Genomic DNA, 16,872 nt, shown 5'->3' with positions numbered 1-16,872 from the left:
AATAGGCGGTAAAATATCGACGAATCCACAAGGGGGAGAATGAATTCGCCGATTTCTACCGCCCTTCTATTTTAAATTATTAACCACAACAAAAAATTTTATTCATAGGTTTTAAAAATTTTTATTACTGGCATAATAGGAAAAAAGGACAGCTATTAGAAAGAATTAGATAAAAAGAGAAAAGGTCAGATAAGGTCAGATAAACATAGATAAATTTTCCTATTGAGGATTTTTGGTCAAAAAAGGTCAAAATCTAAATTTGTTTTATAATTTTTATTAATTAAAATTATAGGTAGAGGGTAAAATATTTTAATAAGGAGGTGTAAACCATGTTCTGGGTAGCACTTCTTGTGGTCGGCATCATATCTAGTCTTATATTTCATCCCTTGTTTAACTACAAAGCCGGACAATCTTACGGTGAAAAACTAAATAAAATCTACGGAACATATTGGGCAGCACTTGTAGCACATCTAATCGGAGCATGGCTTGGCGGCGCTTACCTAGGTAAATGGGGCTGGATGGTCGCTGATTACAACGTAATAGGCGGATTCATCGGAGCAATAGTAATCGGCTTCATCTGGTACTTAATCGCAAAAAGCCAAACAAAAGCAGAAGCTAATAAATAAAATAAATTCATAAAAGCGGGGTTTATTCCCCGCCTTTATATTCTTCTGGTTTTTTGTCAGTCAAGTTAAACGCATATTTTATCGCCTGAATTATTCTCAAAGAGGCTTTACCATCACCATATGGATTTACCGCATTAGCCATTTTATCATATTCTTCTTTATTTTCAAGAAGCAATGCTCCTTCATTGTATACAACCTGCTGTTCTGTTCCAATGACTTTTACCGTACCTGCTTCAACAGCCTCCGGTCTCTCGGTAACATCTCTCAAAACAAGCACAGGTTTGCCAAGAGAAGGTACTTCTTCCTGTAAACCTCCTGAATCTGTCATTACCATATAGCATTTTGCCATGAGATTGTGCATTTCGTCTGTATCAAGTGGGTCCAGAAGAAGCACATTGTCAAGCCCTTTTAATATGCTAAATACCGTCTCTCTCACCACAGGATTTTTGTGTACTGGATATATTATATAGGTATCCTTGTAATTTTTGGCAATATTCTTAAGAGCATTACATATATTTTCAAGGGGTTGTCCCCAATTCTCTCTTCTATGGGCTGTAACAACAATGACTTTTTTATTATTGTAATCAATTTGGTTGAGCCGTTCATCCCTAAAAACATAATCTTTCCTTACAGTATATGCCATTGCATCTATAACAGTATTACCTGTAACAAAAATATTTTCTTCACTTACACCTTCTTTTAAAAGATTAGATTTTGCTGTAGTTGTAGGAGCAAAGTGTAAATCTGTCAAAACTCCTGTAAGCTTTCTGTTTATCTCTTCGGGATATGGAAACCATTTGTTAAAAGACCTCAGCCCTGCTTCTACATGTCCCACCTTAATTTTGTGATAAAAAGCTGCTAATGCAGCAACAAAAGTTGTTGTAGTATCTCCGTGTACAAGTACAAGGTCCGGTTTTTCGCTATTAAAGACTCTTTCAAGCCCTATAAGGGCAGAAGTAGTGATTTCAGATAATGTCTGTTTTTCTTTCATGATGTTCAAATCATAATGCGGAGTAATATTAAAAAGCCTCAGCACCTGATCGAGCATCTCCCGGTGCTGGGCTGTAACGCAAACTTTTGATTGAAAATTCTTCTCTCTTTCCAAAGCTTTAATAAGAGGTGCCATTTTAATAGCTTCAGGTCTTGTACCAAAAACAGATATGATTTTTAGTGCCATAATTTAATTCACTCCTTAAAAGAATACAATCGTCAACGAGTCTGTGTACCTTTCCTTTGCCTTTCCAAAAGTCCGATCCTATCTGCACCCCACATTACAAACAAAATCGAAATAAAGAGGATAATCAAACCTTTTATTTCACTGCTGGAAGATATCAATATAGCGCTTATCCCCAGTAATACACTAACACCGTACATTATAAGCACAGCCTGTTTTTGTGTAAGGCCTTTTTCTAAAAGCCTGTGGTGCAAATGTCCTTTATCTGCCTCCATAATTGGTTTGCCGTTTATTAATCTTCTAATAATTGCAAAGGCTGTGTCAAATATCGGAACTCCTAAGGCAAGAATTGGCACTGCAATAGCGATTGCCGCTGCTGATTTTACTGCTCCTTGTATGGATATAGCTGCCAGCACAAATCCTAAAAACATAGACCCTGTATCTCCCATAAAAATTTTTGCAGGATTAAAATTGTAAGGCAAAAAACCTAAAGCAGCACCAGCAATAGCGATTGAAATAACAGCGGTTGCAAATCTGCCATTTAAAAGAGAGACTATAAAAAGAGAACCCGATGATATGACTGCTATTCCTGCTGCCAGTCCGTCAAGGCCATCGATGAGATTCATAGTATTCGTAATCCCTACTACCCAAAAAAGCGTAAGAGGAATGGCTACCCAGCTTTTCAGATATATCATTCCATCTCCAAAAGGATTAGAAAGCCAATCTATTCTCACACCACTTATTATCAGTACTACGGCTGCTACAACTTGTCCTAAAAGTTTAATTTTTGCACTAAGACTGTACTTATCATCAAACAATCCCAAGACTGCAATTATTGTGGCTCCTAAGACTATACCAATGGTTTCGTGGGTTTTGGGTAAAAATAACAATATACTCGTTATGGTACCAAAATAAATAGCTAATCCACCTAATCTTGGAATAGGTTTGGTATGTATGCGCCTCTCTTCATTAGGTATATCAATGGCCCCAATCGCAAAAGCCAATTTTTTCGCTACGGGAGTAGCAATAAGTGACACTATAAATGCCACAACAAAAGATAAAAGGTATATTTTCATTTTTTAACACTCCTTCGGAGTTTTTCACTCTATCTTATTCATTCGCTTCAACATATGCCAATACTATTTTATCTCTCAATTTTTACTAAGTCAATATTTGCTTCTTTTAGAAGCTTAAAAGCCAATTCATCAGAATATTCCTCTTCGTATACAATGCGTTTAATTCCTGCATTAATTAGCATCTTAGCACATATAGCACAAGGGCTAGCACTCACATACAGAGTAGCCCCTTTAGTACTTACCCCATACAATGCCGCTTGTATAATCGCATTTTGCTCCGCATGTACCCCTCTACACAGTTCCGGCCTCTCTCCAGAAGGTATTCCTAATTGATCTCTTAAGCACCCTGTTTCCTCACAATGCAAAAGCCCTGTCGGCGGACCGTTATACCCTGTAGAGATTATGTGTTTGTCCACCACCAAAATAGCTCCCACCTGTCTTCTCAGACAGGTAGAACGGTTCTTAACTACATCCACAATTTGCATAAAATACTCATCCCATGAAGGTCTCATTTAACCTACATTCCTTTCAATAAAGAGATGCCCAAATTATTTTGTTCCAAAAAGCCTGTCTCCTGCATCACCTAATCCCGGCACAATGTATCCATGTTCATTCAAGCCTTGGTCTATACTAGCTACATAAATAGGAACCTCAGGATGGTCTTTGTGCACTGCTTCAATTCCTTCAGGAGCAGCTATTAAATTCACAAGCTTAATGTTCTGCGCGCCTCTCTCTTTAAGAAAATGTATAGCAGCACAAGCAGAACCGCCTGTAGCGAGCATCGGATCAACTACAATAAGGTCTCTTTCTGCTATGTCAGAAGGCAATTTGCAATAATACTCCACAGGCTTTAAAGTCTCAGGGTCTCTGTAAATTCCTATATGACCTACTTTAGCAGCAGGTATGAGTTTTAACATTCCGTCTACCATTCCCAGTCCTGCCCTCAATATGGGGATTATGCCTAATTTTTTCCCCGCAATTACTTTTGTCTTTGCAATTGCGACAGGAGTTTTTACCTCTATCTCTTCCAGAGGCAAATCTCTTGTGACTTCATATGCCATGAGCATTGCAATTTCTTCAACTAATTCTCTAAACTCTTTAGAACCCGTGTTTTCATCTCTTATAAGGCTTATTTTGTGCTGTATAAGCGGATGGTCAATGACATATACATTTCTATACATTTTGTACCTCCTGTAAATTTAAGATTCGAAATTATATTAACACGAAAGTTTTTATTTATTGTATTTTTTCTCAATATCTGCTATTTTGTCAATTCTCCTTTGATGGCGACCTCCTTGAAAAGTAGCGTTTAGCCATTCTTCTACCATCATCACAGCAAGGCCAGGACCTGTTATACGTCCACCCATACACAAAATATTGGCATTATTATGTTCTTTTGCAGCTTTTGCCGAAAAGACATCCTCCACATGAGCAGCCCTAATCCCTGGCACTTTGTTTGCTACAATAGACATGCCTATTCCTGTACCACAAACCAATATTCCCTCGCTGCAATCCCCTGAAGCAACAGCTTCTGCCACTTTTAAGGCGTAATCAGTATAATCAACAGATTCTGTGCTAAAAGTGCCAAAGTCCTTGTACTCTATTCCTTTTTCCTCTAAATATTTTTTTATAATCTCTTTGAGTTCATATCCACCATGGTCAGCACCTAATGCAATCATAACACACCCTACCTTTCTTGTGAAATCTTTTGTATAACTTTTGATATTAAGCCATTTAACTCTTCAGCCGTCTTTTTGTAAACATCTATAGGCATACCGTAAGGGTCTTCTACTTCACCATCTAATCCTACAAATTCCTTTATGGTGAAAACTTTATGAGAATATTCAGGATACTGCATGAGTATGCTGCGTTTATGAGAATTTGACATTGTCAAAATCAAATCGGCTTGTTCCACATCTTGTCGTGTGAGACTTTTTGACTTGTGATTCGATATATCAATATTGTAATCTTCTTTCAATACTTTTATCGCTTCTTGTGAAGCAGAAAAACCCTCCGGCGCAAAAACTCCTGCAGATTTTGCTTTAAAATCCTTACCTAAGGCTTTAGCCTGAGCATTGAATAAGCCCTCTGCCATCGGGCTCCTACATGTATTACCTGTACATACAAACAATACCTTCATTGAGACTCCCCTTCAGCAATTATTTCTTTATATCCAGCAGCTTTTTCCAGTCTATTCATTATGGCAAGTCCAATATTGTCATAATCGAAGCTTTCAGAAAATACGACATCAACGCCTCGCCTGTCAAATTCCCTCAAAACCTCAAACAAATTTTTCGCTATCGTCTCGGGCTTGTCTCTATCACCTACGACAATAATTTCTCCATTTTTATACTGTGTCGAAGTTTGTACCGTTGCCATTATACCAACTTTTTTGCCGTATTTCAATTGTTCTTCTGTCAATTCTTGAATTTTTTTAACAACTTTTTTAAGGTCTCCTTTTACTATGTACACTTCTGCATTAGGAGAATAATGTTTGTACTTCATCCCTGGGGATTTAGGTTTTATATTTTCATCTGGCTTTTTTAAGAGAGAAGGGTCTATTAAAACATCCCCTATCAATCCTTTTAGCATTTCTACGGTGACTGCTCCTGGCCTTAAAATTACTGGCACTTTTTCTGTCAAATCCAAAACTGTCGATTCCACACCAACGTCACATTTTCCCCCATCTATTATTACATCAATCTTTCCGTATAAATCTTCAATAACATGTGAGGCGTCTGTAGGACTGGGCTTCCCAAAAACATTAGCACTGGGGGCAGATATGGGGACTCCCGCCCTTTTAATTAAAAGATGGGCTATTTTATTTGAAGGCATTCTGATAGCAACAGTATCCATTCCAGCTGTATTAACCGAAGGAACTTTATCGGATTTTTTAAAAATAAGTGTCAATGGACCTGGCCAAAACCTTTCCATAAGCACTTTAGCTTTTTCAGGGACATGTAAAGTAAGGTCATACACTACTTCAATATCTGCTATGTGAAGAATGAGAGGATTGTCTTGTGGTCTTCCTTTTGCTATGAAAATTTTTTTCACTGCCTCTATATCAAAAGAATTTGCCCCAATGCCATAGACAGTCTCAGTAGGAAACGCCACAAGTCCTCCTTTTCGTATGACTTCCGCTGCAAAATCAATAAGGCTAACATCTGGTTTATTTCTATCAATTTTTATTATTTTCGTCATATATGGCACTCCTTGGTAAAAAGCTATAGATCATAAATACTTTGTTATTATTATACCACCTATAATACCTAATATCATCCCCAAAATAGAAATTTCTCCTTTATAAATATTTCTCGCCTGTGGAATCATATCTCCACAAGTCACATAAAGCATAGCACCTCCCGCTATACCTAAATTTAAGCCAATAAAATAGGGAGAAATACCTCCCGTCAGAACTCCAACCAAAGCACCTATACCCGTAGGGATTCCTGCAAGTACAGTGTATACTACATTCTTAAAAGGGGATACACCCCCTATAGATAGAGGAGTTGCCATTGCCAAACCTTCAGGAAAGTCATGCAAAGTTATAACAAGTGCGATACTGGCACCTAAAGAATTAGAAACCATAAAGCCGGAGCCTATCGCCAGCCCTTCAGGAAAATTATGCAGAGCAATTGCAATACCTAAAAGTATACCTTCCTTTATATATGTATTTTTAGTAATTCCTCCTTCAGCAATTAACATATCAAAAAGTGAAACCAAGATAGCCCCTATTAATATACCAATTATCGCCATAGAAAGTCCTGCTATTTCAAAAGCATGAGGCAAAAGGTCAAATGCTACAATGGAAAGCATTAAACCTGCAGCAATTCCCATAAGTCCACTGAAAAATTTTTTAGAAGGATTTTTAAAAAAATAAGTGGCCGCTCCCCCTAATCCTGTGCCAATTACCCCCACCAAAGAACCTATTATCATGGCATTTAAGGTAGACATATAAAACATCTCCTTTTTACGCTTTAAACATAAAATATACTCTACCTTAAATGTATTAATCCCTAATAAGCATTATGATTGGACATAAAAAAATTCGCTCGAAGGTAGGAGGACCATCGAGCGAACAAAGCATCCTCTATAGAGGACAGCTGGGGGGCAATGTCAAATTGTAGGTATTTTGTTGCATACTGCTATTTTTTTAGTTTAGCTTACTAAAGTATTTTTTTATAATTATAATTTATAATGACTATTTAGTCAAGCACAAAAATTTTAATTATGCCTATCTTTTTTGATAATACACACTTTACGACTTTTTGACAAAATATTGCTATAAACACATTTTACAAAATAAAAAGAACAGGCTTCCCTGTTCTTGCACACTGCAGACAAATCATTTTTAATAAGTCTCCGCTTTTATGCGCAAGGTGCATTGCGGAAGTATCGGAGACGGCTTGGCGAAGTTTTGGAAAAGTAGCTTCCCATGAGCAGTCTTAAAAAAATATGTACTAACTTAAAAAATTTTCTTGAACTTAGAACAAAATTGTCTTTCATATTAAGAAAGAAAGCAAATTCGGAAGCTGCCCAAAGGAAGCCTATGACACGACTTAGATACGTGAGCCTGCACCTAAGCATAAAAACAGGAAACTTTAATTGCAATAAAAAGGTTTGTCAACAAAATGCCTGTCCTTTAGTTTAGATTCATGTTTTTGAGTTTTTCCGCTTGGTCATTCAAAATCAAAGCGTCTATAATCTCATCAAGGTCACCATCAAGCACCTCTTGTAACCTATACAAAGTCAATCCTATTCTGTGGTCAGTGACTCTACCCTGGGGAAAATTATAAGTTCTTATCCTTTCACTTCTCTCACCGGTTCCTACTTGAGACTTCCTGGTCTCGGCAATTTCTCTTTCCTGTTCTTCTAAAGCCATTTCATAAAGCTTTGCTCTCAAAATTTTTAAAGCTCTTTCCCTGTTTTGAATCTGAGACCGTTCATCTTGGCAAGTTACCACAATTCCTGTTGGGATATGAGTAACTCTCACAGCCGAATCCGTTGTATTTACACTCTGTCCACCATGACCGCCAGATCTAAAAACATCTATTTTTATATCATTTGGATTTATTTGTACATCTACTTCCTCCACCTCAGGCAAAACTGCCACTGTCGCAGTTGAAGTGTGAATTCTTCCCCCTGCTTCTGTAGTTGGAACTCTTTGGACTCTATGAACACCGCTTTCGTATTTTAATCTGCTGTAAGCTCCCTTTCCAGAAATATTTAAAATTACTTCTTTGAATCCTCCTATATCCGTTTCATTTGAGCTCATTATTTCCACTTTCCATCCTTTTTTCTCTGCGTACATTGAATACATTCTAAAAAGGTCATGGGCAAAAAGGGCTGCTTCTTCTCCTCCTGCTCCTGCTCTTATCTCCATTATGACGTTTTTCTCATCATTAGGGTCTTTAGGTATAAGAAGAACTTTTATTTCCTTTAATAATTCCTCTTTTTTCTCTTCCAATTTTAAAAGCTCTTCTTCCGCCATTTCTCTCAGTTCCAAATCATCACTGGACAGCAATTCCTTAGTAGAATTTATATCTTCAATCACTTTTTTGTATTCCCTGTACTTTAATACAATATCCTCAATGGCTGCATGTTCTTTTACATACTTTCTCCACTCGTTCACATTTGAGATTATTTCGGGGTCGCTTATTTTTTGGCTCAATTCTACATACCTGTCTTCTATTGCTTGTAATTTATCAATCATCATCTCACCTCAAAGATTGATTATACCACATATTATTTTTTGTGAAAACTATAACTTGTATTTTGCAATTATCACTCTGTCAATGCCGCTTAAATCTTTTATCACTTCAATATCCTCAAAACCGTTCTTTTTTAATAAATCAGTCACTGCTTCCTTTTGTCCATATCCTATTTCAAATACTATATTACCTTCTATATTTATATAAAAAGGACCTTCTTTTATAATTTTTTTGTAAAATAAAAGCCCATCGGGTCCTCCATCTAATGCAATAATAGGCTCTTTTTTTACCTCCTTCTGAAGAGTCTCAATCTCACTTCTCTTAATATAGGGGGGATTTGACACAATAAAATCAAACTTTAAATCTTTTGAAACATTAGAAAAAACATCGCTTTCTATAAAAACTATTTTATCTAAAACACCGTGCATTTTAGCATTGTACTTAGCAACTTCAAGAGCTTTTTTGCTAATATCAACAGCGTACACTGTGCAATTTTTAAAATATTTAGCTATGCTTATGGCTATAGCCCCACTACCCGTACCAATATCAATGATAACATCGCCTTTTCTCAACCTTTTTAATACCTCTTCTACAAGTGTCTCTGTATCAGGCCTGGGAATCAACACATTCTCATCTACAAAAAATTCTAACCCCATAAAATGCTGTTTTTTTACAATGTACTGATAGGGTATGCGGGATTTCCTCATATTTAAAAGTTCTAAAAATTTTTTTAGCTGTTTTCCCTCAAGTTTTTCCTCTTTTTTAAGTATAAGCTTTGTCCTATCAATCCCAAGGCAGTAAGCAAGGAGTAATTCAGATTCAAATTTGGGGTTTGCACAAATTCCTTTAAGCTCTGCCGCCCCCAAATTTACTGCTTCATATACTTTCAAATTCACGTCCTCCCTCATCTTCCAAAACACTCTTCAAAGAAGCAATTGCAACTTCAATTTGACTGTCATCAGGCTCCCTTGTGGTAAGCTTTTGCAAAAGTAAGCCAGGATAAACAAAAGCTGCTATTACTTTATTGTCACTCCGCCCTGCAATTTTTATTATTTCATAAGATATGCCTGCAACCACAGGAAGCAAAAAGATTCTGCTTAATATTCTTATATAGAGAGCAGGCCATTTTAAAAAAGAAAAAACTATAATAGAGACAATCATGACTATAAAAAGAAAATTTGTTCCACATCTGGGATGGAGAGTAGTGTATTTTCTCGCATTCTCCACTGTCAAATCTTCTCCATGTTCGAGACAGTGAATGGCTTTGTGTTCGGCACCGTGATACTCAAATATTCTTCTTATATCCTTCATCTGTGATATCAACACAAGATACAAAATAAAAATGACAACACGAAGAAGTCCTTCGACAAAGTTTATAATTGTGGTATTTTTTGTAAATATTTTTATATAATCAGCAACGTATGTAGGACCTATGAAAAATACAATAATGGAAATAATTAGTGATATTGCAACAGAAAAATACATAATTACGTCATCCAGTTTATCTCCAAAGATTTTTTGTAAAAACAAGTCGAATTTTGAAACGTTTTCTTCTTCATCCTCTTCAAAAAGTTCCGCAGAATAAGTAAGGCTTTTTATTCCTATTATGAGAGAATCAAAAAGAGCAAAAGTACCTCTTATAAAAGGCAGAGAAAAAAATTTATTCCTCTTTGTAAGAGGTTTAACATACTCCTTTTTTATAATTATTTCCCCCCCATGCCTTACAGCAGTTGCAACACTATTGTGGCCTCTCATCATAACTCCTTCAATTACTGCTTGGCCGCCTATATCAGTTTTTCTCATCATCACACCTCTTTTCTATGTACGAGGAACTTCATGACATTTTCTACATCTCGCCTCATATGTTTCGTGGGCCCCCACTAAAATTATTGGGTCATCATATTTTGCGGGTTTTCCATTTATAAGCCTTTGTGTACGAGTAGCAGGATTACCGCATTTTACACATATGGCTGTTAGCTTATCGACAGATTCAGCAATTGCCATTACGTCTGGAGTAGGACCAAAAGGCTCACCTCTAAAATCCATATCGAGGCCTGCACAAATCACTCTTTTGCCCATATCAGCAATTCCCCTCACAATATCAACAATTGCATGGTCAAAAAACTGAATTTCATCAATCGCAATAACCTCTGTATCTTCCTCTAAATGTTCAAGTATTTCGGAAGCTTTTACTATGCTTATGGCATTTATATTAGTGCCATTGTGAGATACTACTTTGTCAATAGAGTATCTATCGTCAATAGCTGGTTTAAAAACTTGCACCTTTTGTTTCGCGATTTGAGACCTTTTAATTCTTCTTATGAGCTCTTCGCTTTTACCACTAAACATAGGACCGACTATAACCTCAATAAAGCCATGGTCCAAAGAACCATATATCATTTACAAAACCACCTTTCCAATGTCAAATTAAAAACAAAAGGTTAGAGCCTTATCCACTCTAACCGATAAATTATTTTTCCTCCAAATTAAATTTTTTCCTAAATCTTTCGACTCTTCCGCCTGTATCAACAATTTTCTGCTGTCCTGTGAAGAAAGGATGGCATTTAGAGCATATTTCTACTCTAATTTCCTTCTTTGTAGAACCTGTTACAAAAGTATTGCCACAAGCACATCTTACAACAGCATCATGATAGTAGGTAGGATGTATATTCGCTTTCAAAGTTTTCACCTCTTTCAACCTAAACTCATACGTCAGAAATTATAACACAACTTATACACAATATCAAGATCCACACCCTCTATCCTCTCTACAAATGCGTTGGTGAATACTTTCAACTCCCTTATGCGCACCATTGTTTCGGCGTCTAACTATGCAAGACTAGAATTAGCCTTACAGTAAGCGAATCCCACCAAGGGGTTCTATAAGTTCATGGTTCCTTGAATTAAGAAATTATATATTTTGTTAAAATTTTTAATATACCTTAATATATTTATTGATATTGCCTATTATATAATTGGGACCTTATCATATCAATAAATTCAGCATTTGATTTAGTTTTTACTAACTTTTCAATGAGCATTTCTGTAACTTCTGCTGGCGGCAAGTTGGACATAGCCTTTCTCAGCATCCACATTGCTTCTAATTCCTTTTGTGTAAGCAATAATTCTTCTTTTCTGGTACCTGATTTGTATATATCAATTGCAGGGAATATCCTACGTTCTTGTAGTTTTCTGTCAAGATGGAGTTCCATATTTCCTGTTCCTTTAAATTCTTCAAATATTACATCATCCATACGGCTTCCTGTTTCAATTAAAGCCGTAGCAAGAATAGTCAAACTGCCACCTTCTTCTATATTCCTTGCAGCTCCAAAAAACCTCTTTGGAGGGTGTAATGCAGAGGGGTCAATGCCACCGGAAAGGGTTCTTCCAGAAGGAGGCGTTATAAGGTTGTAAGCCCTTGCCAGTCTTGTAATGCTATCCATGAGAATGACTACATCCTTTTTATATTCCACTAGTCTTTTAGCATATTCTAATACCATTTCAGCTACTTTTGTATGATGTTCTGGAAGTTCATCAAATGTGGAATACACTACTTCACCTTTTATAGACCTTTTCATATCAGTAACTTCTTCTGGCCTCTCATCAATCAAAAGGACAATAAGGACAACCTCTGGATGATTTTCTGAAATGCTATTGGCGATTTTTTTGAGAAGAGTAGTCTTACCTGCTTTGGGAGGCGCTACAATCATACCTCTTTGTCCTTTTCCTATCGGTGCAATGATATCTACTAATCTCATAGCAAATTCCGTAGGTGATGTTTCCAATCTTAATTTTTCATTTGGGAAAATAGGAGTTAGTTCATCGAAAGGAATCCTCTTTTTAGCATTTTCAGGGTTTTCGCCATTTATGGATTCCACATATAATATAGCCGAATATTTTTCTCCTTCTCTTGGAATTCTTGTTATACCTCTTACTTTATCTCCCACTTTCAAATTAAAACGTCTTATCTGAGATTGAGAAATGTATATATCCTTAGGCCCTTGAACAAAATTTTCCACCCTCAAAAAACCGTAACCATCTGGCATTATATCGAGAACGCCTTCTGCAACAACGTCTCCCTGCGTCTCTATGAGTTCTTTCAACGGATCAGAAATTTCTTTTATGAGTGGCAAATTTTCTTTTGAAGAAGCGGGTTGAATTGCCAACTCGTTTTTGGTATTTTCAGAAGTTACAAGTTTGGCATGGCCATTTTTTGAAACATCAGCTGTTTTAACTGAATTTTTATCATAAGAGTTTTTTAGACTACCTTCTTTATTTTCTTCAGCTTCCTTTTGTTTTAAATTTTTATCTTCTTCTTTAGGCTCATTTTTAATTACATCTTCAATTTTGAGCTGATTGGCTTTTTCTAAAATCTTTTCCCGCAGTTCTTGTTTTCTGTACTTTGTGATGCTTTTAACACCTAATTCTTTTGCAATTTCTCGAAGCTCCATCAAGCTTAAATTTTCCAAATTATTAATGTTAAAGTCCAAAAGCACACCTCCCAAAAATTAGATTTTTATAAATAAAAAATTTAAATTACTAAAAATTGTTTGTCTAAAACTTAAATTGGGTAATAAAGAAGAATTTCGCCATACAAAGGCTTTTCAAGAGATTAATCACCTACAAAATTAAAACAAGCAGACTGAAAAAACTTCGAAGGGAAATGAATACGTATAATACCGTACTTATTTTATTTTATTTATATTTTTTGGGAATGTCAAGTATTTATTTCTTCTTTTTTGCTCTCTTTTAAATTTATAATTGACAATTTATAAAAAAATATACATAAAATATAAAAAAACGGGTCTGCACCCGCCAATATTTTACGCTCTTCCTGCTGCGCCAAACAATATCATCTTTTGCTTAATTACTTCTTTCATCGCCTCTTTGCAAGGCCCTAAAATTTTTCTGGGGTCATATACCTCTTGGTCTTTCTCTAATAATTCTCTAAGTCTGCGCGCAAAAGCCTGCCTTATGTCTGTATCTATATTTATTTTGTTTATGCCGAAGCTTACGGCTTTTTTTATAGCATCTTCAGGGACACCTGAAGCTCCGTGCAAAACCAGCGGAATATTGAGCATTTCCTTTATCTTTTTAAGCCTCTCGAAGTCAAGTTTGGGCTCTCCTTTATAAGGTCCATGGGCTGTTCCGATGGCTATAGCTAAATAATCTATTCCTGTTTCTTTCGCAAATTTTAAGGCTTCTTCAGGGTCAGTCATAGCCGCTTCTCTCTCATCTACCGTGATATTATCCTCTGTACCACCGATTTTGCCAATTTCAGCTTCAACAGAAACTCCCATGCCATGGGCAATTTGTACCACGTTTTTTGTAACTCTAATATTTTCTTCAAGGGGTAATTTAGACGCATCCATCATGACAGAAGTCCAACCATTTCGCAAGCACTTCATCACAATATCAAAATCTGTACCATGGTCAAGATGAAGCGCAATCGGAACAGAAGCTTTTTCAGCCATTGTCCTTACTATCGCTGAAATCGTCTCAATGCCGGCGTATTTTAATCCTCCCTCACTGACTTGAATAATAACAGGAGATTTTGTCTCTTCTGCCGCCTCAACAATTGCTTGAGTAATCTCTAAATTGCTGGTGTTAAAAGCGCCAACTGCATATCCCTCTTTATGAGCTTTGCTTAGTATTTCTATACCTGTTACCAACATTTCAAACAACTCCTTTGTTAGACCTGATTTCAAAATACTATCTTTATTATGTAACTTTACTTTTTCATTATAACATTTGTTTGAAAACAGCTCAAGAAAATTATAAAAAAGGTACATGCGTACCTTTTATACAACCATTTGCTCTTTTAGGTTATCATAAACTAAATTTTTTAACGCTATTATGTCAAAAGGTTTAGATATAAAAGGGAATTCCGTAAAAGGTGCCTCGGGTTCATCAGCCGACATAATGATACTTTTTATATTTGGGTGGATTTTTTTAATCTTTCTAACAATTTTTAACATATCGCTTGCCATGTGTAAGTCAAATAAGCCTACATCTGGTTTGAATTTGTCTAATTCTCTGTCAAAATGGCTAATATCACTGTAGGCTTTTACTTCGTGACCATCCATTGTAAAAATCTCCTCTAATAAATTACAAATTCCCTTGTTGTCATCTAAAACCAAAATCCTGCCCATCTTTGCCACCTTTTTACATCCATAATCTTTTTTTAACACACAATAATTAATATTCTACAAAAAAATAAATATTCCTCTTTTTAAATTAAAAATTTATTAAAAAAATTTAGGCATTAGCAATTACTATTGCTTTGTCTACTATTTTTTCGTCAATATCCATCTCTAATAAATCTAAATTTCGCTTCACATGCTCGGGATTTTTTGTAATATCGCCACTCACTAATGCCAATTTATGCATTTATAACCAAACCTATGATTACTATGCTTTGTTATATTTCTCATCAAATTCTTCTTTTAATATGCTCATTACATACTCATCATAATATTTGCCATCTCTAAACAACCTTTTTCTTAACACACCTTCTTTTACAAACCCACATTTTTCGTAAGATTTTATAGCACGAGTGTTGAAAGAATACACGTATAATTCTACTCTGTTCATGTTCATCTGTTCAAATATAAATCTTATCAGTACTTTCATTGCATCTGTTCCATATCCCTTTCCCCAATATTCCTTGTCACCGATAAAAATTCCCACGACTGCAACTTTATTTTTCCAGTCAACTTTATTTATTCCACAGCCTCCTATGTACTTTCCATCCTCAAGCGTCTCGATTGCAAAACTATATGTGTCCTTTGAAGAAGATAAATTTTCAAACCATCTGTATTCATCCTCCAATGTTAAAGGATATGGAATTCCTGGCTTCAAATACCTTTTTAACTCTGGATCATTTATATATTTCAAAGCCAATTCCACATCCTCCTTTCTATAAGCCCTAAGTCTTACCTTCTCGCCTGTAAACAAGTTACTTCACCCTTTTCTTAAAACTTAGAAGTTATTAATTGTTTGTTGTAACAAGCAATTTATATTAACGTTATATTACCATATCTGTATAGTACATTCAATATATATGTACACGTAAAATAAAATGATAAAAATAGAACGGGAAATTATCCCGTTCCCGGTTTGTTGACAAACCTTTTTATTGTATTTAAAGTCTCCTGCTTTTATGATTAAATGCAGGCACACTAAGATACTTCCGCAATGCACTTTGCACATAAAAGCGGAGACTTATTAAAAATGACTTTGCCTACGGCCTGAGAAAAGGCAACTATCCCGTTCCTTACCCATTTTAACATATTCTTGGAAGCAGTTCTCCTATTGGCCTGTCAATAATTCTTGAAGTACCGTAAAACGTGTCGATTGTAACAAGCTTTGAATCATTTACTTCACCAATTATCGCTGCATCTTTTCCATATTTATCTGATTTCATGATTTCTAAAGCTTCATCAGCGTATTTCCTGTCAACGACTGCAATTAACTTTCCTTCATTTGCAAGGTGCAAAAAATCAAATCCCATCAAATCGCAGGCAGATTTTACGCTTGCTTTTACAGGCAATTTATCTTCATATATTTTAATGCCGACACCGCTCATTTTTGATATTTCGTAAAGTACTTCTGCTACTCCCCCTCTTGTAGGGTCTCTCAGCACCTTAACGGCTTTCCCCAAAGTCATAAGCTTTTCTATCAACTTGTTAAGAGGTGAAACATCCGACAAAATGGGAGGGTCAAATTGCAATTCTTCTCTCGCACTCATAATAGCCATTCCATGGTCTCCTATTGTGCCGGAAATCAACACCACATCTCCTGGCCTCGCATTTTTAATCGATACATCTGCATTTTCGTATACCACACCTATGCCGGAAGTGTTTATAAATATTCCGTCAACACCACCTTTTTCTACGACTTTAGTGTCTCCCGCAACTATTTTCACACCTGCTTCCTCTGCTGCCTCAGCCATAGATTTTACTATACGTCTTAATTCTTCTATAGGGTATCCTTCCTCAATTATAAAAGCGCAAGTCAAAAACAAAGGCTTTGCTCCCCTCATGGAAGCATCATTTACTGTGCCGCACACAGCCAACCGCCCTATATCTCCCCCGGGGAAGAAAATAGGCTTCACTGTGAAGCTGTCAGTGGTAAGAGTGATATTTCCAAAAAGCAATGCCGCATCTTCCATTGCATTTAAATATTCATTGTCAAAGGTTTTAGCAAAAACTTCTTCAATTAATCTTTCCATCATGGTCCCGCCGCCGCCATGGGACAGCAAAACTTTATCCATCGCTTCTCAT

The 16,872-nt window shown here is 36.1% G+C and carries 20 protein-coding genes; 1 reads left to right on the top strand and 19 read right to left on the bottom strand.

Going from position 1 to position 16,872, the window contains the following annotated elements; translation table 11 throughout:
• Nucleotides 1–329: 329 nt before the first annotated feature.
• Nucleotides 330–626, top strand: a complete 297-nt coding sequence (locus TKV_RS00785) for a hypothetical protein (protein ID WP_049684357.1) — start codon at nucleotides 330–332, stop codon at nucleotides 624–626.
• Between the two features lie 22 nt (nucleotides 627–648).
• Here the strand turns inward: TKV_RS00785 and wecB are convergent, their stop codons facing one another.
• From wecB to hypE, 19 genes are all read right to left on the bottom strand, one after another.
• Nucleotides 649–1,803 carry a non-hydrolyzing UDP-N-acetylglucosamine 2-epimerase gene (wecB, locus tag TKV_RS00780; protein ID WP_049684356.1) on the bottom strand — a complete coding sequence of 385 codons (1,155 nt, stop codon included), beginning with the start codon at nucleotides 1,801–1,803 and terminating at the stop codon, nucleotides 649–651.
• Nucleotides 1,804–1,835: 32 nt separating this feature from the next.
• The gene (locus TKV_RS00775; RefSeq protein ID WP_049684355.1) at nucleotides 1,836–2,876 is read right to left on the bottom strand and encodes a glycosyltransferase family 4 protein; all 1,041 of its coding nucleotides are present in this window, start codon (nucleotides 2,874–2,876) and stop codon (nucleotides 1,836–1,838) included.
• A gap of 68 nt (nucleotides 2,877–2,944) precedes the next feature.
• Entirely contained in the window at nucleotides 2,945–3,388 is a 444-nt protein-coding gene (locus tag TKV_RS00770) for a deoxycytidylate deaminase (RefSeq protein WP_049684354.1), read from the bottom strand.
• Nucleotides 3,389–3,424: 36 nt separating this feature from the next.
• The gene (upp, locus tag TKV_RS00765) at nucleotides 3,425–4,057 is read right to left on the bottom strand and encodes a uracil phosphoribosyltransferase (protein WP_049684353.1); all 633 of its coding nucleotides are present in this window, start codon (nucleotides 4,055–4,057) and stop codon (nucleotides 3,425–3,427) included.
• Nucleotides 4,058–4,108: 51 nt separating this feature from the next.
• On the bottom strand, nucleotides 4,109–4,555 hold the full coding sequence (rpiB, locus tag TKV_RS00760; RefSeq protein ID WP_049684352.1) for a ribose 5-phosphate isomerase B: 447 nt from the start codon (nucleotides 4,553–4,555) through the stop codon (nucleotides 4,109–4,111).
• An 8-nt stretch (nucleotides 4,556–4,563) separates the two neighbouring features.
• The gene (locus TKV_RS00755) at nucleotides 4,564–5,016 is read right to left on the bottom strand and encodes a low molecular weight protein arginine phosphatase (RefSeq protein WP_049684351.1); all 453 of its coding nucleotides are present in this window, start codon (nucleotides 5,014–5,016) and stop codon (nucleotides 4,564–4,566) included.
• Nucleotides 5,013–6,077: an L-threonylcarbamoyladenylate synthase gene (locus TKV_RS00750; RefSeq protein ID WP_049684350.1), complete on the bottom strand. Its 1,065-nt coding sequence runs from the start codon at nucleotides 6,075–6,077 to the stop codon at nucleotides 5,013–5,015. Before TKV_RS00750 ends, TKV_RS00755 begins: the two co-directional genes overlap by 4 nt.
• Before the next feature lie 30 nt (nucleotides 6,078–6,107).
• On the bottom strand, nucleotides 6,108–6,830 hold the full coding sequence (locus TKV_RS00745; protein ID WP_049684349.1) for a ZIP family metal transporter: 723 nt from the start codon (nucleotides 6,828–6,830) through the stop codon (nucleotides 6,108–6,110).
• A 688-nt stretch (nucleotides 6,831–7,518) separates the two neighbouring features.
• Nucleotides 7,519–8,589: a peptide chain release factor 1 gene (gene prfA, locus TKV_RS00740; protein WP_049684348.1), complete on the bottom strand. Its 1,071-nt coding sequence runs from the start codon at nucleotides 8,587–8,589 to the stop codon at nucleotides 7,519–7,521.
• Between the two features lie 48 nt (nucleotides 8,590–8,637).
• The gene (prmC, locus tag TKV_RS00735) at nucleotides 8,638–9,477 is read right to left on the bottom strand and encodes a peptide chain release factor N(5)-glutamine methyltransferase (RefSeq protein WP_049684347.1); all 840 of its coding nucleotides are present in this window, start codon (nucleotides 9,475–9,477) and stop codon (nucleotides 8,638–8,640) included.
• A complete protein-coding gene (locus TKV_RS00730) occupies nucleotides 9,464–10,390 on the bottom strand; it encodes a DUF1385 domain-containing protein (RefSeq protein WP_049684346.1) in 927 nt (308 codons plus the stop codon). The genes prmC and TKV_RS00730 overlap by 14 nt, the downstream gene beginning before the upstream one ends.
• A 15-nt stretch (nucleotides 10,391–10,405) precedes the next feature.
• On the bottom strand, nucleotides 10,406–10,987 hold the full coding sequence (locus tag TKV_RS00725; RefSeq protein WP_049684345.1) for a thymidine kinase: 582 nt from the start codon (nucleotides 10,985–10,987) through the stop codon (nucleotides 10,406–10,408).
• A 70-nt stretch (nucleotides 10,988–11,057) separates the two neighbouring features.
• Nucleotides 11,058–11,267: a 50S ribosomal protein L31 gene (rpmE, locus tag TKV_RS00720; RefSeq protein WP_049684344.1), complete on the bottom strand. Its 210-nt coding sequence runs from the start codon at nucleotides 11,265–11,267 to the stop codon at nucleotides 11,058–11,060.
• Between the two features lie 271 nt (nucleotides 11,268–11,538).
• Entirely contained in the window at nucleotides 11,539–13,077 is a 1,539-nt protein-coding gene (gene rho, locus TKV_RS00715) for a transcription termination factor Rho (protein WP_049684343.1), read from the bottom strand.
• A gap of 333 nt (nucleotides 13,078–13,410) precedes the next feature.
• The gene (locus tag TKV_RS00710; RefSeq protein WP_049684342.1) at nucleotides 13,411–14,262 is read right to left on the bottom strand and encodes a class II fructose-1,6-bisphosphate aldolase; all 852 of its coding nucleotides are present in this window, start codon (nucleotides 14,260–14,262) and stop codon (nucleotides 13,411–13,413) included.
• A gap of 126 nt (nucleotides 14,263–14,388) precedes the next feature.
• The gene (locus TKV_RS00705; RefSeq protein WP_049686156.1) at nucleotides 14,389–14,739 is read right to left on the bottom strand and encodes a response regulator; all 351 of its coding nucleotides are present in this window, start codon (nucleotides 14,737–14,739) and stop codon (nucleotides 14,389–14,391) included.
• 106 nt (nucleotides 14,740–14,845) lie between these two features.
• Nucleotides 14,846–14,977, bottom strand: a complete 132-nt coding sequence (locus TKV_RS13745) for a hypothetical protein (RefSeq protein ID WP_268870084.1) — start codon at nucleotides 14,975–14,977, stop codon at nucleotides 14,846–14,848.
• A gap of 21 nt (nucleotides 14,978–14,998) precedes the next feature.
• On the bottom strand, nucleotides 14,999–15,544 hold the full coding sequence (locus tag TKV_RS00700) for a GNAT family N-acetyltransferase (RefSeq protein ID WP_049684341.1): 546 nt from the start codon (nucleotides 15,542–15,544) through the stop codon (nucleotides 14,999–15,001).
• Between the two features lie 328 nt (nucleotides 15,545–15,872).
• Nucleotides 15,873–16,862, bottom strand: a complete 990-nt coding sequence (hypE, locus tag TKV_RS00695; RefSeq protein WP_049684340.1) for a hydrogenase expression/formation protein HypE — start codon at nucleotides 16,860–16,862, stop codon at nucleotides 15,873–15,875.
• Between the last annotated feature and the right edge of the window lie 10 nt (nucleotides 16,863–16,872).

This window comes from Thermoanaerobacter kivui, assembly GCF_000763575.1.
GTDB lineage: Bacteria > Bacillota > Thermoanaerobacteria > Thermoanaerobacterales > Thermoanaerobacteraceae > Thermoanaerobacter > Thermoanaerobacter kivui.
The sequence above is the reverse complement of the archived record's forward strand: the minus strand, read 5'-3'. Positions and strand labels throughout refer to the sequence as shown.

Excerpts from the sequence above, each read along its gene's own strand:
- TKV_RS00725 (WP_049684345.1), bottom strand. The coding sequence starts at position 10,987 with ATGATATATGGTTCTTTGGACCATGGCTTTATTGAGGTTATAGTCGGT.
- TKV_RS00750 (WP_049684350.1), bottom strand. The coding sequence starts at position 6,077 with ATGACGAAAATAATAAAAATTGATAGAAATAAACCAGATGTTAGCCTT.
- TKV_RS00770 (WP_049684354.1), bottom strand. The coding sequence starts at position 3,388 with ATGAGACCTTCATGGGATGAGTATTTTATGCAAATTGTGGATGTAGTT.
- rpiB (WP_049684352.1), bottom strand. The coding sequence starts at position 4,555 with ATGATTGCATTAGGTGCTGACCATGGTGGATATGAACTCAAAGAGATT.
- TKV_RS00730 (WP_049684346.1), bottom strand. The coding sequence starts at position 10,390 with ATGAGAAAAACTGATATAGGCGGCCAAGCAGTAATTGAAGGAGTTATG.
- TKV_RS00710 (WP_049684342.1), bottom strand. The coding sequence starts at position 14,262 with ATGTTGGTAACAGGTATAGAAATACTAAGCAAAGCTCATAAAGAGGGA.
- TKV_RS00705 (WP_049686156.1), bottom strand. The coding sequence starts at position 14,739 with ATGGGCAGGATTTTGGTTTTAGATGACAACAAGGGAATTTGTAATTTA.
- TKV_RS13745 (WP_268870084.1), bottom strand. The coding sequence starts at position 14,977 with ATGCATAAATTGGCATTAGTGAGTGGCGATATTACAAAAAATCCCGAG.
- prfA (WP_049684348.1), bottom strand. The coding sequence starts at position 8,589 with ATGATTGATAAATTACAAGCAATAGAAGACAGGTATGTAGAATTGAGC.
- hypE (WP_049684340.1), bottom strand. The coding sequence starts at position 16,862 with ATGGATAAAGTTTTGCTGTCCCATGGCGGCGGCGGGACCATGATGGAA.
- TKV_RS00775 (WP_049684355.1), bottom strand. The coding sequence starts at position 2,876 with ATGAAAATATACCTTTTATCTTTTGTTGTGGCATTTATAGTGTCACTT.
- TKV_RS00785 (WP_049684357.1), top strand. The coding sequence starts at position 330 with ATGTTCTGGGTAGCACTTCTTGTGGTCGGCATCATATCTAGTCTTATA.
- upp (WP_049684353.1), bottom strand. The coding sequence starts at position 4,057 with ATGTATAGAAATGTATATGTCATTGACCATCCGCTTATACAGCACAAA.
- TKV_RS00755 (WP_049684351.1), bottom strand. The coding sequence starts at position 5,016 with ATGAAGGTATTGTTTGTATGTACAGGTAATACATGTAGGAGCCCGATG.
- TKV_RS00745 (WP_049684349.1), bottom strand. The coding sequence starts at position 6,830 with ATGTCTACCTTAAATGCCATGATAATAGGTTCTTTGGTGGGGGTAATT.
- wecB (WP_049684356.1), bottom strand. The coding sequence starts at position 1,803 with ATGGCACTAAAAATCATATCTGTTTTTGGTACAAGACCTGAAGCTATT.